Raw genomic sequence first — 22,071 nt, forward strand, 5'->3', positions numbered from 1 at the left:
GCCGGACGGTGTTGAACCGTCCGGCCCAGTGTCCTCGCGGGACATGCGAGGCGGACGCACCCGAGGGAGGAGCGTTCGGTCAAATCCGGATGGTCAGCGCTCGGACCGCACCCGCGCCACGGCGTCGCGCCAGCCGCCATAGAGGCGGTCGCGCTTGTCCCGCTCCATGCGCGGCTCGAACCGGCGTTCGCTGCGCCAGGCATCCGACACCGCCTCCAGCCCGTCGAACACACCGACCTTCAGCGCCGCGAGGCAGGCGGCCCCCAGCGCGGTGGTCTCGATCACCTTCGGGCGCTCGACCGGCATGTCGAGGATGTCGGCCAGGAACTGGCAGAGCCAGTCATTGGCCGACATGCCGCCATCGACGCGCAGCGCGTTGATGGTTCCGCCCCAGTCGCCGGCCATCGCCTCCATCAGGTCGCGGGTCTGGTAGGCGACCGCCTCCAATGCGGCGCGGGCGATGTGGGCGGGGCCGACATCCAGCGTCATGCCGAAGATCGCGGCGCGGGCCTCCGAATCCCAATGCGGCGCGCCCAGCCCGACGAAGGCCGGAACGAAATAGACGCCATGGCTGTCGGGGACGCGGGTCGCCATGTCGTCGGTCTGGCTGGCATGGGTGATGATGCCGATGCCGTCGCGCAGCCATTTGATCGCGGCGCCGGCGACGAAGATCGAGCCTTCCTGGGCATAGGCCGGCTTGCCGTTCAGCCGGTAGGCGACGGTGGTCAGCAGCCGGTTCTTCGACACCACCGGCGTCTCCCCGGTGTTGATCAGCGCGAAGCAGCCGGTGCCGTAGGTCGATTTCGCCATGCCCGGCGTCAGGCAGGCCTGGCCGAAGGCCGCCGCCTGCTGGTCGCCGGCGACCCCGGCGATGGGAACCGGGCGGCCGAGCAGTTCCGGCTCGGTGGTCCCGAAATCGTCGGAGCTGTCCAGCACCCGCGGCAGCATGGCGCGCGGCACCCGGAACAGCGCCAGCAGCTCGTCATCCCAATCCTGGGCATGGATGTCGAACAGCATGGTGCGCGAGGCGTTGGTCGCGTCGGTCGCATGCACCTGCCGGCCGGTCAGGTGATAAATGAGGAAACTGTCGATGGTGCCGAAGCACAGCTCCCCCCGCTCGGCCTGCGCGCGGGCGCCCGGCACATGGTCGAGGATCCAGGCGATCTTGGTGGCGGAGAAATAGGCGTCGATCAGCAGGCCGGTCTTCGACCGCACCAGCTCGGCATGGCCGGCGCTCACCAGATCATGGCAGAGCGCAGCGGTGCGGCGGTCCTGCCAGACGATGGCGCGATGGATCGGCTCCCCGGTGGCGCGATCCCAGACCACCGAGGTCTCGCGCTGGTTGGTGATGCCGATGGCGGCGATGGTGGCGGCATCGACCCCGGCCTTCTCCACCGCTTCGCGCGCCACGGTACGGACATCGCGCAGGATGTCGGCCGGATCATGCTCGACCCAGCCGTCGCCGGGATAATGCTGCGGGAATTCACGCCGCGCCTCGGCCAGCGGCGTCCCCCGGCCGTCGAACAGGATCGCCCGCGACGACGTGGTGCCCTGGTCGATGGCGAGGATGTGGCCGGGTTTGGTCATGCTGTGTGTCCCATTTTTCCGATGATCGCGCGTCTCCCCCTCCCCCCGGGGAGAGGGGATCCAGGAGAAAAATAAGAATGGGGCGGCGGCAAGCCGCCGCCCCAAGGGTCACCCCCGGCCCAACCAGGACGAAGCGCCGGGAGGGAGAACCGTCAACCGCACCCGTCGTTACTGGGCGCGGCCTTCCCGCCAAGCCTTGAGCAGGTCGTCATAGGCGATGGTCTGGCCCTTGGGCTTCTCGTTGTCGAGCTTGGGCTTCGGCGCGCCGGGAGCGGCGAACCACTCCTTCGGGTCCTTCTTCGGGTTCAGCTTCGGCGCGCAGTCGCCGCCGATGTTGGCGCGCTCCATGCGGGCCAGCACCTGCTCCATCTGCTCGGCCAGATTGTCCATCGCCTGCTGCGGGGTACGCTCACCCGTCACGGCCTCGGCGATGTTCTGCCACCACAGCGGGGCCAGCTTCGGATAGTCCGGCACGTTGGTGCCGGTCGGAGTCCAGGCGACGCGGGCCGGGCTGCGGTAGAACTCGACCAGACCACCCAGCTTCGGCGCCACCTGGGTCATCGCGTCGGACCTGATGTCGCTTTCGCGGATCGGGGTCAGGCCGACCAGCGTCTTCTTCAGCGACGCGGTCTTCGACACGGTGAACTGGGCGTAGAGCCAGGCGGCCTTGCGGCGCTCCGCCGGGGTCGACTTCAGCAGCGTCCAGGAACCGACGTCCTGGTAGCCGAGCTTCATGCCCTGTTCCCAATAGGGGCCATGCGGCGAGGGGGCCATGCGCCACTTCGGCGTGCCGTCGGCGTTGACCACCGGCAGGCCCGGCTTGGTCATGTCGGCGGTGAAGGCGGTGTACCAGAAGATCTGCTGGGCGACGTTGCCCTGGGCGGGCACCGGGCCGGCTTCGGAGAAGGTCATGCCGGCGGCTTCCGGCGGCGCGTACTTCTTCAGCCACTCGATGTATTTGACCAGCGAATAGACGGCGGCCGGGCCGTTGGTGTCGCCGCCGCGGGCGACCGAGGCGCCGGCCGGGCGGCAGCCCTCGACGCGGATGCCCCATTCGTCGACCGGCTTGCCGTTGGGCAGGCCCTTGTCGCCGGCGCCGGCCATCGACAGCCAGGCATCGGTGAAGCGCCAGCCGAGCGACGGGTCCTTCTTGCCGTAATCCATGTGGCCGTAGACGCGGACGCCGTCGATCTCCTTCACGTCGTTGGTGAAGAAGTCGGCGATGTCCTCATAGGCCGACCAGTCGAGCGGGACGCCCAGGTCATAGCCGTACTTGGCCTTGAACTTCTCCTTCAGGTCGGGACGGGCGAACCAGTCGGCGCGGAACCAGTAGAGGTTGGCGAACTGCTGGTCGGGCAGCTGGTAGAGCTTGCCGTCCGGAGCGGTGGTGAAGCTGGTGCCGATGAAGTCCTTGACGTCGAGCGTCGGCAAGGTGACGTCCTTGCCCTCGCCCCCCATGTAGTCGGACAGCGGAATGGCATGGCCATAGCGGAAATGGGTACCGATCAGGTCGCTGTCGTTGATGTAGGCATCATAGACGTTGCGGCCCGACTGCATCTGCGTCTGCAACTTCTCGATGACGTCGCCTTCCTGGATCAGGTCATGCTTGAGCTTGATCCCGGTCAGCTCGCTGAACAGCTTGGCCAGCGTCTTCGATTCGAACTCGTGAACGGTCAGGGTTTCGGACACGACGTTGATGTCCATGCCCTTGTAGGGCTCGGCCGCCTTCACGAACCATTCCAGCTCCTTCATCTGCTCGTCTTTGGAGAGCGAGGAGGGCTGGAGTTCCTCGATGATCCGCTTGGCGACGCCTTCCTGCTCCGGCGTCATGGCGGCCGACGGTCCGGCCGAGGCCATCGCCAGCAGAACGCCGATGCCGCCGGCCATCACGGCCCCGGTCAGACGGCGACGCAGAGTCTGTTGCTGAAGCATGTTTCCTCCCATTCGATCGACTTGGTGTCGGGTTGACGTTTCGTTGCTCTACGACCGGCGGAAACCACCGTTCTTTCCGTCCTCCCCGCAGCCCCGCGGGGGACCGGATCCCTTGAAAACCTGTTTCCTTCTCCTCAGCCCAAGCGGATCACCCGAACCGGATGACCAGGGCGATCCAGGCCAGCGAGACGGCGAAGGCGCCCCACAGCGACGCATCGGTCGCGGCGAGCCAGCCCAGATGGATGAAGGCGCTGCCGAGCAGGCCGATGAACAGGCGGTCGCCGCGGGTGGTGCGCATCGGCAGGAATCCCTTGGCCTCCACCGTCGGCGCCACCAGCTCCCAGACCGTCATGCCGGCCAGCATCAGGGCGATGCAGAGGAAGAAGATCGCGGTCGGCGCGGTCCACGCCATCCAGTCCATGTCCATGACGCGGGTCCTCCCTCAAACCCGGCCCAGGGCGAAGCCCTTGGCGATGTAGTTGCGGACGAACCAGATCACCAGCGCGCCCGGCAGGATGGTCAGCACGCCGGCGGCGGCGAGCAGGCCCCAATCCATGCCCGAGGCGCTGACGGTGCGGGTCATGGTGGCGGCGATCGGCTTGGCGTCGACCGAGGTCAGCGTGCGGGCCAGCAGCAGCTCGACCCAGCTGAACATGAAGCAGAAGAAGGCGGTGACGCCGACACCGGCCCGGATCATCGGCAGGAACACCGTGCCGAAGAAGCGCGGGAAGCTGTAGCCGTCGATATAGGCCATCTCGTCGATCTCGCGCGGCACGCCCGACATGAAGCCTTCCAGGATCCAGACCGCCAGCGGCACGTTGAACAGGCAGTGGGCGAGCGCCACGGCGATGTGGGTGTCGAACAGCCCGACCGTCTGGTAGAGCTGGAAGAAGGGCAGCAGGAACACGGCCGGCGGCGCCATCTTGTTGGTCAGCAGCCAGAAGAAGACATGCTTGTCGCCGATGAAGCGATAGCGCGAGAAGGCGTAGGCCGCCGGCAGCGCCACCGTCAGCGAGATGACGGTGTTCAGCGTCACATAATAGATCGAGTTGATATAGCCGCCGTACCAGCTTGGATCGGTGAAGATGACGGTGTAGTTGCGCAGGGTCGGCACATGCGGATACAGCGTCAGGCCCGACAGGATCTCCTCGTTCGTCTTGAAGGACATGTTGATCATCCAGTAGATGGGCAACATGAGGAAGACGATGTAGCAGACGAGAATGATCGTCCTTTTGGACACCCGGGCGGAGGACCGGCGGATGTTGGCCGGCGCCGCCAGGGAACCGGGAGCGAGAACCGCGGCCTTGCTCATTTCCTCTCTCCCGATCCGGAATTGGTGATGACGGTGTAGAAGATGAAGCTGAACAGCAGCACGATCAGGAAATAGACGATGGAGAAGGCCGCGGCCTTGCCGATGTCGAACTGGCCGACCGCCATCTGCGTCAGATACTGGCTGAGGAAGGTGGTGGAGTTGCCGGGACCGCCGCCGGTCAGCACGAAGGGCTCGGTGTAGATCATGAAGCTGTCCATGAAGCGCAGCAGGACCGCGATGATCAGGACGCCGCGCATCTTCGGCAGCTGGATGTAGCGGAACACCGCCCATTTCGAGGCGCCGTCGATCTTGGCCGCCTGATAGAAGGCCGGCGGGATCGACTGGAGACCGGCATAGCAGAGCAGCGCGACAAGGCTGGTCCAGTGCCAGACATCCATCACCAGCACGGTCAGCCAGGCATCCAGCGATGTGTTGGTGTAGTTGTAGTCGATGCCGATGGCGCGGAAGGTGGCGCCGAGCAGGCCGATGTCGCCGCGGCCGAAAATCTGCCAGATGGTGCCGACCACATTGAACGGGATCAGCAGCGGCAGGGCCAGCAGCACCAGCGTCAGCGACGTCTTAGCGCTGCGACCGCCGGGCATGCCAAGCGCGATCACGATGCCCAAGGGGATCTCGATGGCGAGAACGGCCAGCGAATAAATGATCTGGCGAACCAGCGCATCGTGCAGCCGGTCATCCTTCAGCACCGCCTCGAACCATTCGGTGCCGACGAAGAAGGTCTGGCCGGGGCCGAAGATCTCCTGCACCGAATAATTGACCACCGTCATCAGCGGGATCACGGCGCTGAAGGCGACGATCAGAAAGACCGGGATGATCAGGAACCAAGCCCGGTTGTCCTGGACCTTATCCATGGCTCATGGCTCCTTTCAATCGACCGGCCGGCAACCGACCAGATGGCTGTCGCGGTAGAGCTTGGTCCACCGGCTGGGGAAACGGATGGCGGCGTCCAGCGCCGGGATCTCCTGCTCCTCGCTCAAGCGGGCCTTCAGCGTGTGGTTGCCAAACCGCACCGTCGCCAGCTTGGAGGTGCCGAGATCGTCGACGCCGGTGACCTGCACCGGGATGGCGCCAGCGCTGCCGCTGCGGGTCAACTCCAGGAATTCGGGGCGGATGCCCAGCTCGAACTTGCCCCCCACGGTGGGGACGGCACGGTCGGGCAGCGGGATGGCGATGCCGTCGACCAGCGCATGATCGCCGCCCAGCGTGCAGGGCATCAGGTTGATGCCGGGGCTGCCGATGAAATAACCGACGAAGGTGTGCTGCGGATCCTCGAACAGCTCCTGCGGGGTACCGAGCTGGACCATGGCGCCCTCATACATCACCGCGACCTTGTCGGCGAAGGTCAGCGCCTCCACCTGATCATGGGTCACATAGATCATGGTCAGGCGGTATTCCTCGTGGATCTGGCGCAGCTTGCGCCGCAGGATCCATTTGGTGTGCGGGTCGATGACGGTCAGCGGCTCGTCGAACAGGATGGCCGCCACGTCGGAGCGCACCAGCCCCCGGCCCATCGAGATCTTCTGCTTGGCGTCCGGCGTCAGCCGCTGGGCGCGCTTCTTCAGGTCGGCGGTCAGGTCCAACGCCTCCGCCACCTGCCGCACCCGGCGGTCGACATCGGCGGCCGGAACCTTGCGGTTGCGCAGCGGGAAGGCCAGATTCTCGTACACCGTCATGGTGTCGTAGATGACCGGGAACTGGAACACCTGGGCGATGTTGCGTTCCTCCGGCGTGCAGCGGGTCACGTCCAGCCCGTCGAACAGCACCCGCCCCTCGCTGGGCACCAGCAAGCCGGAGATGATGTTCAGCAGCGTGGACTTGCCGCAGCCGGACGGCCCGAGCAGCGCATAGGCCTTTCCGTCCTCCCATTCCTGCGACAGGCGGCGGAGCGCGTAGTCCTCGGGCTTCTTGGGGTGCGGGTGATAGGAGTGGCCGAGATTGTCGAATTGGATGGTCGCCATCGCTCCCGTCCCCCTCAAGCGATGTTGCGCAGCGCGCCGCGCCGCCAGTTGGGTGCCGCCACCAGTTGCCCGGCGGCGGAGAAGACGAAGATGCGGTCGGGATCGGCATAGACCTGGATCTCGCTGCCGATCGGGTGGCTGTGCACCCCCTCCTCGCGCGCGATCAGCGTGGTGTCGCCGTGGCGCAGATGGATGAAGGTCTCCGACCCGCTGATCTCCGACAGCTCGACGCGGCCCCTGACCGGGACCAGCCGTTCGCTGCGCCGCAGCACCGTCAGGTGGTTGGCGCGGATGCCGACCTTGCAGGGACCGGCCGGCAGGTTGCGGTCATGGGCCGACAGCGGCAGGCCGGTGCCGTCGGACAGCGCCACCCGGTCATTGGTCAGGATCGCGTCCACCACATTCATCGGCGGATCGCTGAACACCTGCGCGCATTCCAGCGACACCGGCGCGTGGAACACCGCGCCGGTCGCCCCGGTCTGCAACATCCGCCCCTCATGCAGCACCGTGACGTTGCCGCCGAGGATCAGCGCCTCCTGCGGTTCGGTGGTGGCGTAGACGACGGTGGTCCTGCCATCGGCGAAGATGTCGCGCAGTTCGGCGCGCAACTCCTCGCGCAGCTTGTAGTCGAGATTGACCAGCGGCTCGTCGAGCAGAAGCAGGCCGGCGCCCTTGACCAGCGCGCGGGCGATGGCGCAGCGCTGCTGCTGGCCGCCCGACAGTTCGGCCGGCAGCCGGTCGAGATAGGGTTCGATCCGCAGCATGGCGGCGGTGCGCCGCACCTTGGCGTCGATCTCCGCCCTGTCCTTGCCCTGGCGGCGCAGCGGCGAGGCGATGTTCTCGAAAACCGTCATCGCCGGATAGTTGATGAACTGCTGATAGACCATCGCCACGTCGCGATGGCGCACCGATGTGCCGGTCACGTCCTTGCCGTTCTCCAGCACGCGCCCGGCGCCGGGCGCGTCCAGCCCGGCCATCAGCCGCATCAGCGTCGTCTTGCCGGCCAGCGTCCGCCCCAGCAGGACGTTGAAACTGCCGGGTTGCAGTTCCAGCGACAGCGGGTGGAGATGCTGCTCGGCGCCGACGCGCTTCGCCACGCCTTCCAGAGTGAGTGTCACCGCAATCCTCCCATCGACCGGCCGATTCAGGCGGCGGCGTTTTCGCCGGCGCCCCTGTTGGCCGTTGCTTCGCGGCGGCGGTCGAACCAGCCGCCGATGGCTTCCCGGATCTTGGCGTCCAGGTGCAGCCCGAGTTTGGAACGCCGCCACAGGAAATCGTCGCCGGTCATGGCGAACTCCTCCCGCTCGGCATAGTCGAGTTCGGCCTCGTAAACGCCGCCCCCGAAATCGATGCCCAGATCGCCGAGCCCCTTGGCGTCGCCCAGCAGCCGCTCCACCCGCGTGCCGTAGGCCCGCGCCAGCCGCAAAGCCAGCGCATCGGGCAGCCAGGGCCGGCGGCGCTTCAGACCGGCCAGGAAGCCGGCGAAATCGGCGTCGGCGATGTCGCCGCCGGGCAGCGGCACATCGGCGGTCCAGGTCACGGCGGTCTTGCCCAGCGCCTTGCCGAGCTTCTCCGTCGCCTCCTCCGCCAGCCGGCGGAAGGTGGTGATCTTGCCGCCGAAGATCGACAGCATCGGCGCGGTGCCGGCCGGTTCGTCCATTTCCAGCACATAGTCGCGGGTGACGGCCGAGGCGTTGCCGCTGGCGTCGTCGAACAGCGGCCGGACGCCGCTGTAGGTCCACACCACGTCGCTCTCGCGCACCGGCTTGGCGAAATAGCGCGACACCGCCCGGCACATGTAGGTGATTTCCTCCGGGCTGATCGCCACCGCGCCGGGATCACCCGAATAATCGAGGTCGGTGGTGCCGATCAGGGTGAAGTCGCGCTCGTAGGGGATCGAGAAGACGATGCGGCGGTCGTCGTTCTGAAAGATGTAGGCGTGGTCGCCCTCATACATCCGCGGCACCACGATGTGGCTGCCCTTGACCAGACGGACCGACTTGTCGACGGTGACGCCGGTGCGCTTGGCGATCATCTCGCGCACCCAGGGGCCGGCGGCGTTGACCAGCGCGCGGGCGCGGACGCTGCGGGTGGCGCCGGTGTTCACGTCGACCAGGGTCGCGTGCCACAGGCCGTCGCGCCGCTCCGCCGCCTCGCAGCGGGTGCGGGTCAGGATCTCCGCCCCACGGGCCTGCGCGTCCATCGCGTTCAGCACGACCAGCCGGCTGTCCTCGACCCAGCAATCGGAATATTCGAACGCCTTGGTGAAGCCGCCCGCCAGCGGCTTTCCGGCCGGCGCCGTCGTCAGATCGACGCCGTGCGATCCCGGCAGCAGCTTGCGTTTTCCCAGATGATCGTAAAGGAACAGGCCGATGCGCACCATCCAGGCCGGGCGCATGCTGCTGTCATGGGGCAGCACGAAGCGCAGCGGCCAGATGATGTGCGGAGCGGCGCGCAAAAGCACCTCGCGCTCCTGCAGCGCCTCGCGCACCAGACGGAACTCGTAATATTCGAGATAGCGCAAGCCGCCATGGATCAGCTTGGTGCTGGCCGACGAGGTGGCGCCCGCGAGGTCGCCCTGTTCGCACAGCACCACCGACATCCCGCGTCCGACCGCGTCACGGGCGATGCCGGCCCCGTTCACGCCGCCGCCGACGATCAGCAGGTCGGTCACCGCGGACTCGTTTGACATGGGTTCCTCTCCATACCGCGCCGGTTCCTCACGAACCCGGCCGCTTTCGTTTCAGAACATATGATGTTCGTTCGCGTTTGAAAAGGAAAATGTTCGTTCAACGGACCATGTTTCGGAGGCTACGCTGGATCGCACCATTTTCCTATCGGAAATATAGCTGCCCCGGTACCATACCGCGCATGAGCTTTCAGGCGGCGCGGATGCCGCCGAGCAGACGGTCGATATCGTCGCTCAGGCTTTCGGATCGTTGCGAAAGCGCGCGGGTCGCCTCCACCACCTGGGCGGCGGCGCTGCCGGTGCGGTTCACCGCGTCATCCACCGAGACCACCGTATCGGCGATGCTCTGCACGGCCTCGGAGGCATGGTTGATGCTGCGGGCGATCTCGTCGGTGGCGGCGGATTGCTCTTCAACCGCGGCGGCGACCATGGCGGTGATCTCGTCGATGCGGCCGATGGTGCGGCCGATGCCGTCGATGGCCGACACCGCCCCCTGGGCCGTCGTCCGCACCGCCTGGACCTGCTGGGCGATCTCCTCCGTCGCCTTGGCGGTCTGGCCGGCGAGGCTGCGCACCTCCTCCGCCACCACGGCGAATCCCTTGCCGGCATCCCCGGCGCGCGCCGCCTCGATGGTGGCGTTCAGCGCCAGCAGGTTGGTCTGGCCGGCGATGGCGTTGATCATGCCGACCACATCGCCGATCTTCTGCGCCGCGGCGGCGAGCGCCACCATCAACTGGTTGGTGCTGCGCGCCTCGTCCACCGCGCCGCGGGCGATCTGGCTGGAATCGCCGACCCGCCGGGTGATCTCGCCGATGGAGGCGGACAGCTGGCTGGCGGTGGCGGCGACCGACTGCACGTTGGTCGCGGTGTCGGCCACGGCGGAGCGGACGTCGGTCATGCTGCGGCAGGTCTGCTCGGCGGTGGCGGACATCCCCTCCGACGCCGCGCGCATGTCGGCGGACGCGGCGGCGATGTGGCGCGACGCCTCCTTCACGCTGGCTTCGATGCTGGCGGTGATGGTCTGGAGGGTATGCGAGCGCTCGGCATCGGCGGCCCGCTTCATCGCATCCTGTTCCTGCTGCAACCGGGCGATCTCGGCGCTCTTGTCGCGGAAGACGCCGACGATCCCCGCCATCTCGGCGATCTCGTCACGCCCGCCGACCCCGGCGTCGGCGGCCAGATCGCCGGCCGCCACGGCCCGCATCGCGCCGATCACCCGCAACAGCCGCCGGGTCAGCCGGTTGCGGACATAGAACCAGACGATCAGCAGGCTGGACAGCACCACGATGGCCGCGGCGGCGCCCTGGACGGCGACGGCGCCAGAGATGGCCGTCTCCGTTCGCTTCACATCGGCCTCGGTGCGCTCCTGCCGGTGGGCGACCACCGCGTCGATGGTCGCGTTCAGCTCGGTGGTCAGCCGCACCGTTTCGGCCAGCGCGCTTTCGATGTCGCCGATGATCCGCGCCTGATCGTCACGCAGGCGGAACACGCTGCCGGCACCGCCGCCGAAGGCGGCCAGCCCGTCGCGCGCCTTGACCAGCGACGGCCGGTCGGGGTTGTCCTTGGGCAGGGCGCCGATGGCGTTGTCGACCCGCAGCAGCGCCCAATTATATTTGGACCGGATGTTGTTCAGCGTCGCCCCATGGGGCACGCTGGAGGCGGCGGCGATCATGCCGAAGGCAAGGTTGCCGTTGGCCTGGACATTCATCAGCTGGGTGATCGCCGGCAGTTCCTCCTGCGCCAGCCGGCGTCCCAGCCCGGTGGCGGCGTCGACCGCCTGGGCCGCCGCCAGATCGCTGACCACATTGTTGACCGACAGGGTCGACACCTCCAGCAGCGGCGCCACCAGATCGGTGAAATCCTCATGCGCCATCACCGCGTCGGCGACCAGCGCGTTGAGCTTCTCCTCGACCGCCAGCCGTTCGGCGGTGCGCTTGCCCAGGGCGTCCAGCGCCGCCGCCATGCGCTCCGCCAGGGCGGCGACCGCGTCCGCGTCGCCGGCCATGCCTCCGGTGGCATCCGCGGCCTGCCCGCGCATCGCGCCGATGCGCTCGCGCAAGCCCGCCAGCCGCTTGGTCAGGCCACCCATCCGCTCCTCCAGCTCCGCCGTCTCACGCGACGCCGCCACCGCCGGGGCGTCGGCGGCGATAGCCGAGCTTTCCTTCGCCAGAGTGAGCGAACCGACGATGGCCGGCACGCTGCTGCGGCCGATCTCGCCCATCGATCGCCCGGTTTCGGTCAGCGACCACCAGGCCATGACGCTGGCGAAGGCGGCGAGCGTCGCCACTCCGCCAAAGGCCAGGAACAGCCGGCCCTGAATGCCGAGCCGAATGGCGAGGCGGCTCCGATCCCGCGATCCGGAACATCCGCCCTTCTCCAGCACCAGTCGCGTCATGTCCCTCTCCCATACGTTATCTTTCTGTCAGCGTACCGGATCATTGGGTAAAGCGGCAAATTTCATGGATCCGATCGACGGCGGTCAGTCGCGGCAAACCCCCAACCCACCCCAAAAAGACGGGACCGACCGTTTCGTCTCCGCCGGACAGGGCACAGGGAATTGCGCTGAGGCCCGTCATATCATGCGCGTTCATTTTCGTAAAGAAACATGCTTGTGTCACAAACAATATTCGGCGTAGGCTACCGCAGTCCGCCCAGGCGCCCCCTCGGGCGCCCCGCCAGACAGCGGCGGACGCCGGCAACGCGGACCCATGCTTTTCGCTTTGCCCCATTCCGCGCATCTGATTCACTGACGATCCTTCCACCGGAGACATGCCCCCAAATGGATGCGCGCCTGGACGCCGAACGCCGCCAGCAGGAAATCGTTGCCCTGGTCCATGCCAAGGGCATGGTGCAGATTCAATGGCTGGCCGAGCATTTCGACGTCACGCCGCAGACCATCCGCCGCGACATCGAGCATCTGGCCGGCCAGTCCGCCGTCCGCCGCTTCCGTGGCGGCGTCACCGTGCCGTCGAGCGTGGAGAACATCGCCTATTCCACCCGCCAGACCCTGATGGCGGAGGAAAAGCGCCGCATCGCCGAGCTGGTCGCCCGCCATGTGCCGGAGGACGCCTCGCTGTTCCTCAACATCGGCACGACGACGGAGGCGGTGGCCAAGGCCCTGCTCGGTCACAAGCGGTTGCGGGTGCTGACCAACAACCTGAACGTCGCCACCATCCTGCACAAGAACACCAATTTCGCCCTGTCCATCGCCGGCGGTCTGGTGCGCGAGCGCGACGGCGGCATCATCGGCGAGGCGACGGTGGAGTTCATCCGCCGCTACAAGGTCGACATCGGCATCATCGGCATCAGCGGCATCGACGCCGAGGGCGACCTGCTGGATTACGACGAGCAGGAGGTGCGCGTCGCCCGCGCCATCATCGAAAGCTCGCGCCGGGTCTTCCTGGTCACCGACCACACCAAGTTCGGCCGCAACGCCATGATCCGCATGGCCGACGTCGGCGTGCTCGACGCGCTGTTCACCGACCGTCTGCCCCCGGCCGAGCTGATGGAGGTGCTGGGCAACGCCGACTGTCAGGTCCATGTCGCCGACGGCAGCGACGCGGCGAACGGTGACGGCGAGGAGGCGGAGGAGTAACAGGATACCCCGCGTTTTCGGCGAAACTGCTTCAAACGCCGCCCCCCACGCACACCCCCGATGCCGCTTGCCGAAGCGGGGCATCGCCTCCACTCTGTGATGTCGGGCCCGTCGAAGCCGTTGGCCCGGCAAACAGAACCAGGCAGGTGCGCGGTGATCATCGAAAGCGATCTCAAGCTCGACTTCAAGGATGTGCTGATCCGGCCGAAACGCAGCACGCTGCAAAGCCGCAACGACGTGGACGTCAACCGGACCTTCACCTTCCTGCACACCAAGCGCGACTGGACCGGCTTTCCGCTGATCGCCGCCAACATGGACGTCACCGGCAGCATGGGCATGGCCCGCGCCCTGTCGCGCTTCGGCGCCATGACCGCCCTGCACAAGCATTACAAGGCCGACGAGCTGGTCGCCTTCTTCCGGGCGGAGGCGGAGTCCGCCATCCTGTCCAACGTCTTCTATTCGATGGGCATCACCGACGCCGACCATGACAAGTTCCGCGCGGTGACGGATCAGGCGCCGGTGGGGAAGATCTGCCTGGACGTCGCCAACGGCTATACCGAACGCTTCGTCGAGGTGATCGCCCGCCTGCGCGGGGAGAATCCCGACGCCGTCATCATGGCCGGCAACGTCGTCACCGGCGACATGACGGAGGCGCTGCTGCTGGCCGGCGCCGATATCGTCAAGGTCGGCATCGGGCCGGGATCGGTCTGCACCACCCGAAAGATGACCGGCGTCGGCTATCCCCAGCTCTCCGCCATCATCGAATGCGCCGACGCCGCCCACGGGCTGAAGGGACAGGTCTGCGGCGACGGCGGCTGCACCGTGCCGGGCGACATCTCCAAAGCCTATGGCGCCGGCGCCGACTTCGTCATGCTCGGCGGCATGCTGGCCGGCCATGACGAGTGCGAGGGCGACATCCGTTACGAGGACCGTGACGGCGACCGCGTGCCGGTCGCCATGATTTTCTACGGCATGTCGTCGGACACGGCGATGCACAAATATGCCGGCGGTGTGGCTTCCTACCGCGCGTCGGAAGGCAAGACGGTGGAGGTGCCCTACCGCGGCCCGGTGGAGAACAGCATGCAGGAGATCATGGGCGGCGTGCGCAGCATGATGACCTACATCGGCGCCACCCGGCTGAAGGAGGTGCCGAAACGCACCACCTTTGTCCGCGTCGGCGCCCAGTTGAACACCGTGTTCGGGAACTGAGGAGCCGCCGGGGTGCCGCTGAAGCCCCCGCTCAGGGCACCGTCTTCCCGGTGAACGGATTCCAGCCCAGCGCCGCCAGCGCCGCCCAGGCGGTCGCGCCCAGATGGGGACGGCGGTAATAGAGGAAATCGTCGGTCTTGCTGTCCGGCCCGATGGCCAGCCCGGTGGTCAGCACCTGCGGCCGGGTGGCGTAGAGATAGCCACCGGGGCTGATCTCCTTCAGCAGCTCGCCGAACAACCGGTCGGCGTCGCCCGGACGGCCGACCGCGCGGTAGGCGAGAGCCGCCTGGGCCGTGCCCTCCACCCACATGCCGTCGCGGTCGTCGTTGAAATCGAATCCGCCATCGACGCCATGGGCACGCTCCGCATAGGACAGCGCGGCATGCCAGCCCTCCGGCGCCTTCGGCAGCAGGAGTGGCCAGAGCTGCGCGTCGAGCCCGGAGGTCGAATTGCTGACGCTCACGCCGTCCGGCCCGGTGCCGATCGGGAAATGGTCGCCCCCCGCCGCCCACAGCTTGTCGAGGAAGCCGCGCGCCTCGCCCTCCGGCCCGGCGAAATCACCGGCCGAAGCGTTGCCCAGCCAGCCGAACAGCGCGACGAGATCGGTGTTGTGCTCGGTCGATTTCCAGGTCAGCGGCTGCGGCGCGTCGTCGAATCCCTGGACGCCGCCGTTGAAGCCGCCGGGACCACGCGGGTCGCGGGTATGCTCGACCACCCAGCGCGCCAGCTCCGCCGCACCATCGCGGAAGCGCGTCTCGCCCGTGACGTCGGCCATGGTCAGCAATGCCAACCCGGCCCAGGCGACATTGCCGGTGGCGGTGCCGACCTGATAGGCATCCTCGGCCCAATGGTTGCCGATGGCATCCCACCAGCCGTTGGGCGGGATCGGCCGCTGCCTCTGCGCGCCGGCCCGGTAGGTGTTGCGCAGCCGCCCCTTCCAGCCGGCCCGGTCGAGCGACACCGCGTCCAGCAGCGCCTCGCCGATGCGCGACGCCCGGTCACGCTGGCCGCAGGCGGTCAGCGCCATGATCGCCAGCGCGTTGTCATAGGTGAAGGCGGCGTTGGACAATGCCGGCTCCGAGGTCGGGCCCGGCGCATAGGAATTGTCATAGCTGCGCAGGAACAGCGGCCCGCTCCCCGGAATCTCGTCGACACGGGCGGTCAGCGTGGCGCAGGTCCTCTGCGCCAGCTCACGGGCCGGGGGGACCGGTGCGGCTGCGGCGGGAGCCATCAGGGCGGACACTCCAAGCACCGCCGCCGCCAGTGCCGCAAGGCCGAACCGCGCACCCTGCCGGAGAAGCACCCGCTCGACACTGATAGGCTTTGACATCGATACCGCCGGCCAGTTCCAGAAAGCCCCAGATATGGCCCTTCCGCCGGCCGGCGACAACCGAACGGGACGGCGACCGTCTCACAACGGCGCCAGACCCGCCATGATGTGCGTCTTGCGCTCGGCATAGGCGCTGCCCAGTTCGGCGGCACGGCCGCCGTTCAGGGCCTCCCTGGCCTCCTCGAACAACTCCTCCTCCTCCTCGTCCAGATGGTGGCGGACCAGTTCGCCCAGCACCTGGAGCTTTTCCGCCCAGCCGCTGTCGCTCGTCTTCATCGCGTTCAGCTCGTCCAGCAGGCCATTGATCAGGTGATGCTCGTTCAGCCCCTCGACGGTTTCCGACCTGGCCTCCTTGGCCGACCTCAGCGCGGCGTAGAAGACGCCCTCCTCCACCTTGGAATGGGCCCACAGCTCGCGCTGCAATTCCTCGAACACCGGGCGGCCGCTGCCGTTGGCCGTCTCCGTCTTGTCGAGAAGGCGGCGGATGGTGTCGTGGTCGGCCTTGATGCGGGCGAAGATGTCGGCCTGGGTGCCGGCGGCGGTGGTCTCGCTGGCCATCGTCGGGGGTCCTCAACGTCTGTTGCGGGGGGCGCCCGTCGTGCAGGCGCCGTTGAACGGTTGCCAATAGAACCCCGCCGCGGCCGGACGGTTCCCGGCCGCGCCACATCACCCCCGACATCGGGCCCCTCCGCCGTTCCTCACCCTTGCGGATGCGTCCCGACGAATTCCTCCAGGGTATGCATCAGCTCCACCGCATGGGCGACCTGCCCATGATTGCAGGCTTCGGCGATGTCGTCGGCGATGATGTGGGCGATGACGCCCGTTCCACCTGGGCAGTGGGCAAGGCAATGCCCCATCTCCACCGCCAGGATCTTCGGCAGATGCTCGTGTTCCGCGATCGCTTCGATCTCGGCTTCGGTGAGATCGCTCAGAGCGATGCAATCCGTGATCGTCAACATGGCGCATTCCTCCCGGGAATGGCCGGACTGCCCCGGTGGGCAGGATTGGAACGGTCCCGCTGAACGGCATCGCTGCAAATGCCAAAGCCGCACGGCTCCCCCGCCGGAACTGGCGGTGGGGAAACCGTGCGGCCGAAAACCGGCAAAAATCAGTGAGCCATCAGAACCGGCAGCCCGGCATGGTTCAGCACGTAGCGCGTGACACCGCCCAGGATCATTTCCCGCATCCGGCTGTGGCCGTAACCGCCCATGACCAACAGGTCGGCGCCCAGCTCCACGGCTTTTTTCGTGACCGTCTCCCCGACGGGTTCCGATCCCGGATGCAATATCGTTAACTCAGAGTTAACTCCCTGCCAAGCGAGATATTCGGCGATGCGGCGTCCTGTCGCGCCTTCCGTGACCGAGGTCTCGGCGGTCAGCACATGGGTGCGATCGGCGCTGCGCAGGAAAGGCAGGGCGGCGGCGACGGCGCGGGCGGATTCGGTCTTGCCGTTCCAGGCGACGGCGATGCTATGGCCGATCCCCGCCGGCAAGGTCTTCGGCACCAGCAGAACCGGCCGGGCGGAGGCGAGCAACGCCGTTTCCATGGTGGCATAACCCTGGGTGTCCGCCTCGACCGAGGTATGGGCGCAGACGATCAGGTCGGACAGGCGGCCTTCGGCCGGCACCACATCCTCGATCCGGCCGACGACCTCGCGCCAGGACGCGGACGGCTCCTCGATTCCGCCGGGAACATCGCGCAGTTCGAACCCGGACGCGGCGACGGCCGCGTCGAAATGGCGGCGGGCGATGGCGCGATGGCTGTTCGATTCCGTCTCCGCCGCGCGCATGATCTCGTCCACCATGGCGCCAGACATGCCCTCGCCCAGCATCGGCACGGCGTCGCGCGGGTCGAGACCGACGAAAAGACCGACGATGTGGGCGTCGAAGTCCCGCGCCACCGCGACCGCCCCCGCCAGGGCCACCGGATCGTTGTCACTGCCGCACAGCGGCACAAGAATGCTCTTGTAGGTCATTTCGTGTCCTCCCGGACCGGTTCGAGCGGCCTTTCCCGGACGGCGGCGGCCCGTCCGCCGGCGTGGCGGGCGGTTCTCACCATACCGTCATTCGCCCCATCGTCGCTGCGGTCCACGGCCCGGGGCGGAGGCTGCGGCCCTCGACATCTCGCAATCCGTTGTCTCACCTGGAATTAGGCCAAGCTTGCCAGGGCGTCGTCCAGCACATCCGCTGCAACCCTGCCAGAATCCAGGCGCGTCCAACCGATGGCTCCCAAATCATAGGATTCCTGCCGTTCCGCCAGTTCGGCGGTGGCGTCGGACGCGTCGTTGCGGCGATTGGTCACACGCGCCACCCGTTCGGACAGCGGCGCCTCCATCCAGATCCCGTCGAACCGAACGCCGGCCCGTGCCGCGACCGCTTCGATCCGCCGCCGCTCCTCCGGCCGGGCGCTGACCGCATCGACCACCGCGGCATGCCCGGCGGCCAGCGCCACCGCCGCCCGCCGGTACAGCTCGGCATAGACCCGGTCGGTCACCGCCGGGGCGTAGCCGGAGTCGGGCAGCCGCTCGGTGTCCGAGACCCCGCACAGCCGCTTGCGCAACACGTCGCTGCGCAGCACCACCGCGCCGGGCGACGGCCCCAGCCGGGGGGCGATCCCCTGGGCAAGCCGGGTCTTGCCGGTGCCGGACAGCCCGCCGACCGCGACCAGCCGTGCCGGCACCGGTTCCAATGCGGCAAGGGCCTGATCCAGATAGAGACGCGCCTCCCCGGCCAGCCCCCCGTCCACCCCCTCCATCCGCCCGCCCAGCCGCAGGGCCGCCGCCGAGACCTTGGCCCGCACCGCCGCGCGCACCGACAGGAACAGCGGCAGCGCGGCCAGACCGCCGTAATCCTCCGTCTCCTCCAGGTAACGGTTCAGCACCAGGGTGCCCAGCGGCCTCAACCCGCGATGCTCCAAATCCATCAGCAGGAAGGCAAGGTCATAGAAGACGTCGGCCACCGCCAGCGCCTCGTCGAACTCGAGGGCGTCGAACAGGGTCGGCTCGCCCTCCAGCAGGACGATGTTGCGCAGATGCAGGTCGCCATGACCGTGGCGGACGAATCCGGCCCGCCGCCGCTCCTCCAGAAACGGGGCGAGACGGTCGAGCGCCGCACCCGTGCGCTCGGCCAGCCGGGCGACCGCCGCTGTGGGAAACAACTCCGGCTCGGCGCGCAGCTCCTCGAAATTGCCGTCTGCCAAGCCCCGCATCGCCTCCACCCCTCCACCCTCCGGCCGGGGGGCGGCGTCGCGATGGAAGGCGGCGATCCGCTCGGCCAGACGGCGCATCAGGGCGGGGGTCAGCGCCTGACGTTCCGCCATGCGGTCGAACAACGCCCCGTCAGGGAAACGCGCCATCGACACCAGCCAGTCGACCGGCTCCCCTGGCGGCTCCCCTGGCGGCGCCCCCGGCGACTTCCCCGCCTCCGCGCCCTCATCACCATCCAGCCGCAGCCGTCCGTCAGTCCCCCGGCGAATGGCGCGCACGCCGCGATAGAGCGCCGGCGCGGTGCGGCGGTTGACCGCCAACTCGGCGAGACAGGCGGCATGGCGCGCCTCGACCGTCGAAAAATCCAGATAGGGGTAACGCACCGCGCGTTTCAGCTTCAACGCCCGCTCCCCCGCCAGGAACACCAGCGCGGCATGGGTGTCGATCCGCTCCACCGCCTGTCCACCATGGGTGCGCGGATCACCCAGAAAGGCGATCGTCTCCTCCTGCTGCGCGGGGTCGCAACGGGGTGGGGCGGGCTTCATGGGCACGATCCCATCGTAACGGAGCATGAGGACACGTCGCTCATGCTTTCATGGTTGAAATGGCGATGGCGATGGCGACATCCTAGGGGTAGTATCAATATGTCCTGGATCGGCCGTCACGCCCCATCTTTCCGGTGGCTGGACCGCCCGATACCACCTGTCGCCGGGAGGGGCCCGTGAAGCGCCTGCCGAACCGCCCGTCCCGCCGCTGGCGACCGCGTGTTCCTGCCGCGTGGGCGACTGGTTGGCCCGTGCTGTTGCTCGGGCTCCTGGCGGCCGGCAGCGGTGTGGCGCGGGCGGACGCCGTCGACACCGATGGGCGTTTCGGCAACTGGGCGCTGGGCGGTCTCGCTTATAGCCTGCAACAGCAACCGGACAGTAGCCTGACCGTGCTGAACAGCAAGATGCGGATCGGATCGTCGCTGATCCCGCAGGCCGAACCCTATCTCAGCGTACAGCCCTGGATCGGGCCGGGACAGGGCGGCAGCCTGACTCCGCGCGGCGCGGTGAACGGCCTGACCGGTGGCATCAGCGGCGGCGTGCTGATCGACGTGCCGCTCGGCTCCTTCGTCTTCACCCCCAGCGTCGGCGCCGCCACCCTGCCCAGGGCCCGGCGGGACGGCGCCCCCACCACGGAATTCCGCTCGCAACTGGAGGTGGGATACGAGTTCGACAACAAATCGCGCTTCAGCCTGGGGTACAGCCGCATCCTCAATGACGCCGCCGCAAGCGATCCGGCGGCCGGAACCAACAACATCTTCGGCTTCTATTACCGCTTGCCGTTCGGTGGCCCCTGACCCTGCGGACCAGCCTCCGATCACATGGCCAGGGCATCGGCCGGGACATCATGTCACGGGATCCGCCACCGGCGGAACGCGCGCACCGGTAGCGTCTTAACCGCATTTTAAACATGGTTCGCTCAAGTGGAGCCGGACCGAACGCTCCCTGGGGAACCCACCATGGCCACCAAGCGCAAGACCGCCTCCTCCGCCGCTCCCGCAACCGCCCCCGCCGCCACCGCGCCGGTGTTCGAGGCCCCGGTGGAAAGCTGGGCCGACACCATCCTGCGCACCAACTTCGCGTCGGTCGAACAGGACAGCATCGTCCTGCTGCAAGCGGCCGGCAGCCTGCTGGACTCGGAGTCGCCGGAGAAGGTCAACGTCGCGCTGGACCAGAATCTGAAGCTGTGGATCGCCATCAAGACGGTCCTGCTGAACGATGACTGCCCGGTCGAGCCGGAGGTGAAGGCCAACCTGCGCAATCTCGCGCAATATGTCGTCTCCACCACCATGCTGGCGACCCAGGGCGCGATCGAAACGAGCAAGCTGGTTTCGCTCGCCCGCCTGAACATGAACATCGCCGAGGGCCTGCTGAGCGGCCAGCGCAACCGCATGATCCAGGAACGCGCCTATCAGATCTGGGAAGAGGACGGCCGCCCCGAAGGCCGCGAGCAGGAGCACTGGCTGCGCGCCGAGGCCGAAATCTCCGGTCTCTTCAAGGTCTAAGCAATATCCAGTCCCCCGGTGGGTTTACGCAACGCCGCCATACCGCACCGGCATGACCGCCCGCGTCTCGACACCGTGACGCGGGCGGCGACGCTTGGTAGGGTCGGGGCATTGTGACATCCACACCGCGAACCCTCCCGCATCCGCACAAGCGCGTCGACAACACCCCGCTCGGCATCGGCTCGATGCTGATGTCCGTGCTGTTCTTCTCGCTGATGAACGTCCTGGCGAAGCTCCTGATGGACCGCTTCCCGGTGACCGAGGTCATGTTCTTCCGCAGCCTGTTCGCGCTGGTCCCGGTCTGCCTGTCGATCCATCTCGGCTCCGGCTTCGCGACGACGCTGCGCACCCGCTATCCCTGGGGCCATATGGGGCGGTCGCTGATCGGGCTGACCACCATGGTCGCCATGTTCTGGTCCTTCCACCTCCTGCCGCTCGGCGACGCCATCGCGCTGAACTTCGCCGCCCCGCTGTTCCTCACCGCCCTGTCGGTGCCGCTGTTGAGCGAGAAGGTCGGCATCCACCGCTGGAGCGCCGTGCTGGTCGGCTTCGCCGGTGTGCTGATCATCGTCCGGCCCAGCGGCGACGTGCTGAATCTGGGCGCCATCGTCGCGCTGTGCGGCGCCCTGACCAACGCGCTGGCGATGATCGCCATCCGCCAGTTGAGCCGGACCGAGCCGCCCGACACCATCGTCTTCTATTTCACCCTGCTGACCACGATCCTGCTGGGTCTGGCCCTGCCCTTCTCCTGGGTGACCCCCGACCCGATGGGCTGGTTCCTGCTGCTGGCGACCGGACTGCTCGGCGGCTGCGGTCAGCTGATGCTGACGCGGGCCTATTCGTTGGCGCCGGCCGCCGTGGTGGCGCCGCTCAACTACACCTCGCTGCTGCTGGCGGTCACCTTCGGCTGGTTCCTGTGGGGAGAGGTGCCGACCACCACCATGGCCGTCGGTGCCGCCGTGGTGATGGCGAGCGGTCTCTATATCCTGCACCGCGAGACCCGCCGCAGCGTCACGGTGACCAAGCCGCTGCCCGCCGGTGATGGCGACTGAGGTGACGGCCGGCACAGGCCGCCCCGCCGCGAAATTTCGGCTCCTCGCCACCCGTCATAGTTTCGCCATGGCGGCGTGATCGGCTGTAGCATCGCGACGGCGGACAAAACATGTCGGTGGGCATGCCACGG

Annotated in this window: 19 protein-coding genes; 5 read left to right on the top strand and 14 right to left on the bottom strand. The window is 67.7% G+C overall.

Annotated elements, in window-relative coordinates; genetic code table 11:
* Positions 1 to 93: 93 nt before the first annotated feature.
* From glpK to AZL_RS31680, 9 genes are all read right to left on the bottom strand, one after another.
* Positions 94 to 1,587 (bottom strand): glycerol kinase GlpK, encoded by a 1,494-nt coding sequence (gene glpK / locus AZL_RS31640; RefSeq protein WP_012978436.1) that lies wholly within the window; start codon positions 1,585 to 1,587, stop codon positions 94 to 96.
* Between the two features lie 168 nt (positions 1,588 to 1,755).
* A complete protein-coding gene (locus AZL_RS31645; RefSeq protein WP_148219790.1) occupies positions 1,756 to 3,519 on the bottom strand; it encodes an ABC transporter substrate-binding protein in 1,764 nt (587 codons plus the stop codon).
* A 148-nt stretch (positions 3,520 to 3,667) separates the two neighbouring features.
* Positions 3,668 to 3,940, bottom strand: a complete 273-nt coding sequence (locus AZL_RS31650) for a DUF2160 domain-containing protein (protein ID WP_012978438.1) — start codon at positions 3,938 to 3,940, stop codon at positions 3,668 to 3,670.
* Positions 3,941 to 3,961: 21 nt separating this feature from the next.
* Positions 3,962 to 4,714, bottom strand: coding sequence for a carbohydrate ABC transporter permease (locus tag AZL_RS31655; protein ID WP_042446857.1), 753 nt, complete (start codon positions 4,712 to 4,714; stop codon positions 3,962 to 3,964).
* Positions 4,715 to 4,827: 113 nt separating this feature from the next.
* Positions 4,828 to 5,703, bottom strand: coding sequence for a carbohydrate ABC transporter permease (locus AZL_RS31660; protein ID WP_012978440.1), 876 nt, complete (start codon positions 5,701 to 5,703; stop codon positions 4,828 to 4,830).
* Between the two features lie 15 nt (positions 5,704 to 5,718).
* The gene (locus AZL_RS31665; protein ID WP_012978441.1) at positions 5,719 to 6,810 is read right to left on the bottom strand and encodes an ABC transporter ATP-binding protein; all 1,092 of its coding nucleotides are present in this window, start codon (positions 6,808 to 6,810) and stop codon (positions 5,719 to 5,721) included.
* 14 nt (positions 6,811 to 6,824) lie between these two features.
* Positions 6,825 to 7,928, bottom strand: coding sequence for an ABC transporter ATP-binding protein (locus AZL_RS31670; RefSeq protein ID WP_012978442.1), 1,104 nt, complete (start codon positions 7,926 to 7,928; stop codon positions 6,825 to 6,827).
* Between the two features lie 26 nt (positions 7,929 to 7,954).
* Positions 7,955 to 9,502, bottom strand: coding sequence for a glycerol-3-phosphate dehydrogenase (glpD, locus tag AZL_RS31675; RefSeq protein WP_012978443.1), 1,548 nt, complete (start codon positions 9,500 to 9,502; stop codon positions 7,955 to 7,957).
* Positions 9,503 to 9,689: 187 nt separating this feature from the next.
* Positions 9,690 to 11,894 carry a methyl-accepting chemotaxis protein gene (locus AZL_RS31680; RefSeq protein ID WP_012978444.1) on the bottom strand — a complete coding sequence of 735 codons (2,205 nt, stop codon included), beginning with the start codon at positions 11,892 to 11,894 and terminating at the stop codon, positions 9,690 to 9,692.
* Between the two features lie 384 nt (positions 11,895 to 12,278).
* Here AZL_RS31680 and AZL_RS31685 point away from each other — a divergent pair, with 384 nt between their 5' ends.
* Complete coding sequence (locus tag AZL_RS31685; RefSeq protein ID WP_042446680.1) at positions 12,279 to 13,094, top strand: DeoR family transcriptional regulator; 816 nt, start codon at positions 12,279 to 12,281, stop codon at positions 13,092 to 13,094.
* A 153-nt stretch (positions 13,095 to 13,247) separates the two neighbouring features.
* Positions 13,248 to 14,303 (top strand): GMP reductase, encoded by a 1,056-nt coding sequence (locus AZL_RS31690; protein ID WP_012978446.1) that lies wholly within the window; start codon positions 13,248 to 13,250, stop codon positions 14,301 to 14,303.
* Between the two features lie 31 nt (positions 14,304 to 14,334).
* On the opposite strand, the gene AZL_RS31695 is transcribed toward AZL_RS31690, so the two are convergent.
* From AZL_RS31695 to AZL_RS31715, 5 genes are all read right to left on the bottom strand, one after another.
* Positions 14,335 to 15,633: a hypothetical protein gene (locus AZL_RS31695; RefSeq protein WP_012978447.1), complete on the bottom strand. Its 1,299-nt coding sequence runs from the start codon at positions 15,631 to 15,633 to the stop codon at positions 14,335 to 14,337.
* A gap of 81 nt (positions 15,634 to 15,714) precedes the next feature.
* Positions 15,715 to 16,191 (bottom strand): hemerythrin domain-containing protein, encoded by a 477-nt coding sequence (locus AZL_RS31700; protein WP_012978448.1) that lies wholly within the window; start codon positions 16,189 to 16,191, stop codon positions 15,715 to 15,717.
* Positions 16,192 to 16,331: 140 nt separating this feature from the next.
* A complete protein-coding gene (locus AZL_RS31705) occupies positions 16,332 to 16,592 on the bottom strand; it encodes a hypothetical protein (RefSeq protein WP_012978449.1) in 261 nt (86 codons plus the stop codon).
* Between the two features lie 149 nt (positions 16,593 to 16,741).
* Positions 16,742 to 17,608, bottom strand: coding sequence for a universal stress protein (locus AZL_RS31710; RefSeq protein ID WP_012978450.1), 867 nt, complete (start codon positions 17,606 to 17,608; stop codon positions 16,742 to 16,744).
* Between the two features lie 173 nt (positions 17,609 to 17,781).
* A complete protein-coding gene (locus tag AZL_RS31715; RefSeq protein WP_042446860.1) occupies positions 17,782 to 19,383 on the bottom strand; it encodes an AAA family ATPase in 1,602 nt (533 codons plus the stop codon).
* A 251-nt stretch (positions 19,384 to 19,634) separates the two neighbouring features.
* Between AZL_RS31715 and AZL_RS31720 the strand changes: the two genes are divergently transcribed.
* The 3 genes from AZL_RS31720 (at position 19,635) to AZL_RS31730 (ending at position 21,940) form a co-directional block, all read left to right on the top strand.
* Positions 19,635 to 20,180, top strand: coding sequence for a hypothetical protein (locus AZL_RS31720; protein WP_247894556.1), 546 nt, complete (start codon positions 19,635 to 19,637; stop codon positions 20,178 to 20,180).
* 162 nt (positions 20,181 to 20,342) lie between these two features.
* Positions 20,343 to 20,888, top strand: coding sequence for a DUF2934 domain-containing protein (locus tag AZL_RS31725; protein WP_042446688.1), 546 nt, complete (start codon positions 20,343 to 20,345; stop codon positions 20,886 to 20,888).
* Positions 20,889 to 21,001: 113 nt separating this feature from the next.
* On the top strand, positions 21,002 to 21,940 hold the full coding sequence (locus tag AZL_RS31730) for a DMT family transporter (protein ID WP_012978454.1): 939 nt from the start codon (positions 21,002 to 21,004) through the stop codon (positions 21,938 to 21,940).
* The last annotated feature ends 131 nt before the right edge of the window (positions 21,941 to 22,071 follow it).

It is taken from the genome of Azospirillum sp. B510, from assembly GCF_000010725.1.
In the GTDB taxonomy this organism is placed as follows: Bacteria; Pseudomonadota; Alphaproteobacteria; order Azospirillales; family Azospirillaceae; genus Azospirillum; species Azospirillum lipoferum_B.

What these genes read in the sequence shown, in the direction of transcription:
- AZL_RS31660 (WP_012978440.1), bottom strand. Translation starts at nt 5,703, where the DNA reads ATGGATAAGGTCCAGGACAACCGGGCTTGGTTCCTGATCATCCCGGTC.
- AZL_RS31715 (WP_042446860.1), bottom strand. Translation starts at nt 19,383, where the DNA reads ATGAAGCCCGCCCCACCCCGTTGCGACCCCGCGCAGCAGGAGGAGACG.
- AZL_RS31665 (WP_012978441.1), bottom strand. Translation starts at nt 6,810, where the DNA reads ATGGCGACCATCCAATTCGACAATCTCGGCCACTCCTATCACCCGCAC.
- glpD (WP_012978443.1), bottom strand. Translation starts at nt 9,502, where the DNA reads ATGTCAAACGAGTCCGCGGTGACCGACCTGCTGATCGTCGGCGGCGGC.
- AZL_RS31700 (WP_012978448.1), bottom strand. Translation starts at nt 16,191, where the DNA reads ATGGCCAGCGAGACCACCGCCGCCGGCACCCAGGCCGACATCTTCGCC.
- glpK (WP_012978436.1), bottom strand. Translation starts at nt 1,587, where the DNA reads ATGACCAAACCCGGCCACATCCTCGCCATCGACCAGGGCACCACGTCG.
- AZL_RS31695 (WP_012978447.1), bottom strand. Translation starts at nt 15,633, where the DNA reads ATGTCAAAGCCTATCAGTGTCGAGCGGGTGCTTCTCCGGCAGGGTGCG.
- AZL_RS31650 (WP_012978438.1), bottom strand. Translation starts at nt 3,940, where the DNA reads ATGGACTGGATGGCGTGGACCGCGCCGACCGCGATCTTCTTCCTCTGC.
- AZL_RS31680 (WP_012978444.1), bottom strand. Translation starts at nt 11,894, where the DNA reads ATGACGCGACTGGTGCTGGAGAAGGGCGGATGTTCCGGATCGCGGGAT.
- AZL_RS31685 (WP_042446680.1), top strand. Translation starts at nt 12,279, where the DNA reads ATGGATGCGCGCCTGGACGCCGAACGCCGCCAGCAGGAAATCGTTGCC.
- AZL_RS31710 (WP_012978450.1), bottom strand. Translation starts at nt 17,608, where the DNA reads ATGACCTACAAGAGCATTCTTGTGCCGCTGTGCGGCAGTGACAACGAT.
- AZL_RS31645 (WP_148219790.1), bottom strand. Translation starts at nt 3,519, where the DNA reads ATGCTTCAGCAACAGACTCTGCGTCGCCGTCTGACCGGGGCCGTGATG.
- AZL_RS31705 (WP_012978449.1), bottom strand. Translation starts at nt 16,592, where the DNA reads ATGTTGACGATCACGGATTGCATCGCTCTGAGCGATCTCACCGAAGCC.
- AZL_RS31655 (WP_042446857.1), bottom strand. Translation starts at nt 4,714, where the DNA reads ATGTTGCCCATCTACTGGATGATCAACATGTCCTTCAAGACGAACGAG.
- AZL_RS31725 (WP_042446688.1), top strand. Translation starts at nt 20,343, where the DNA reads ATGGCCACCAAGCGCAAGACCGCCTCCTCCGCCGCTCCCGCAACCGCC.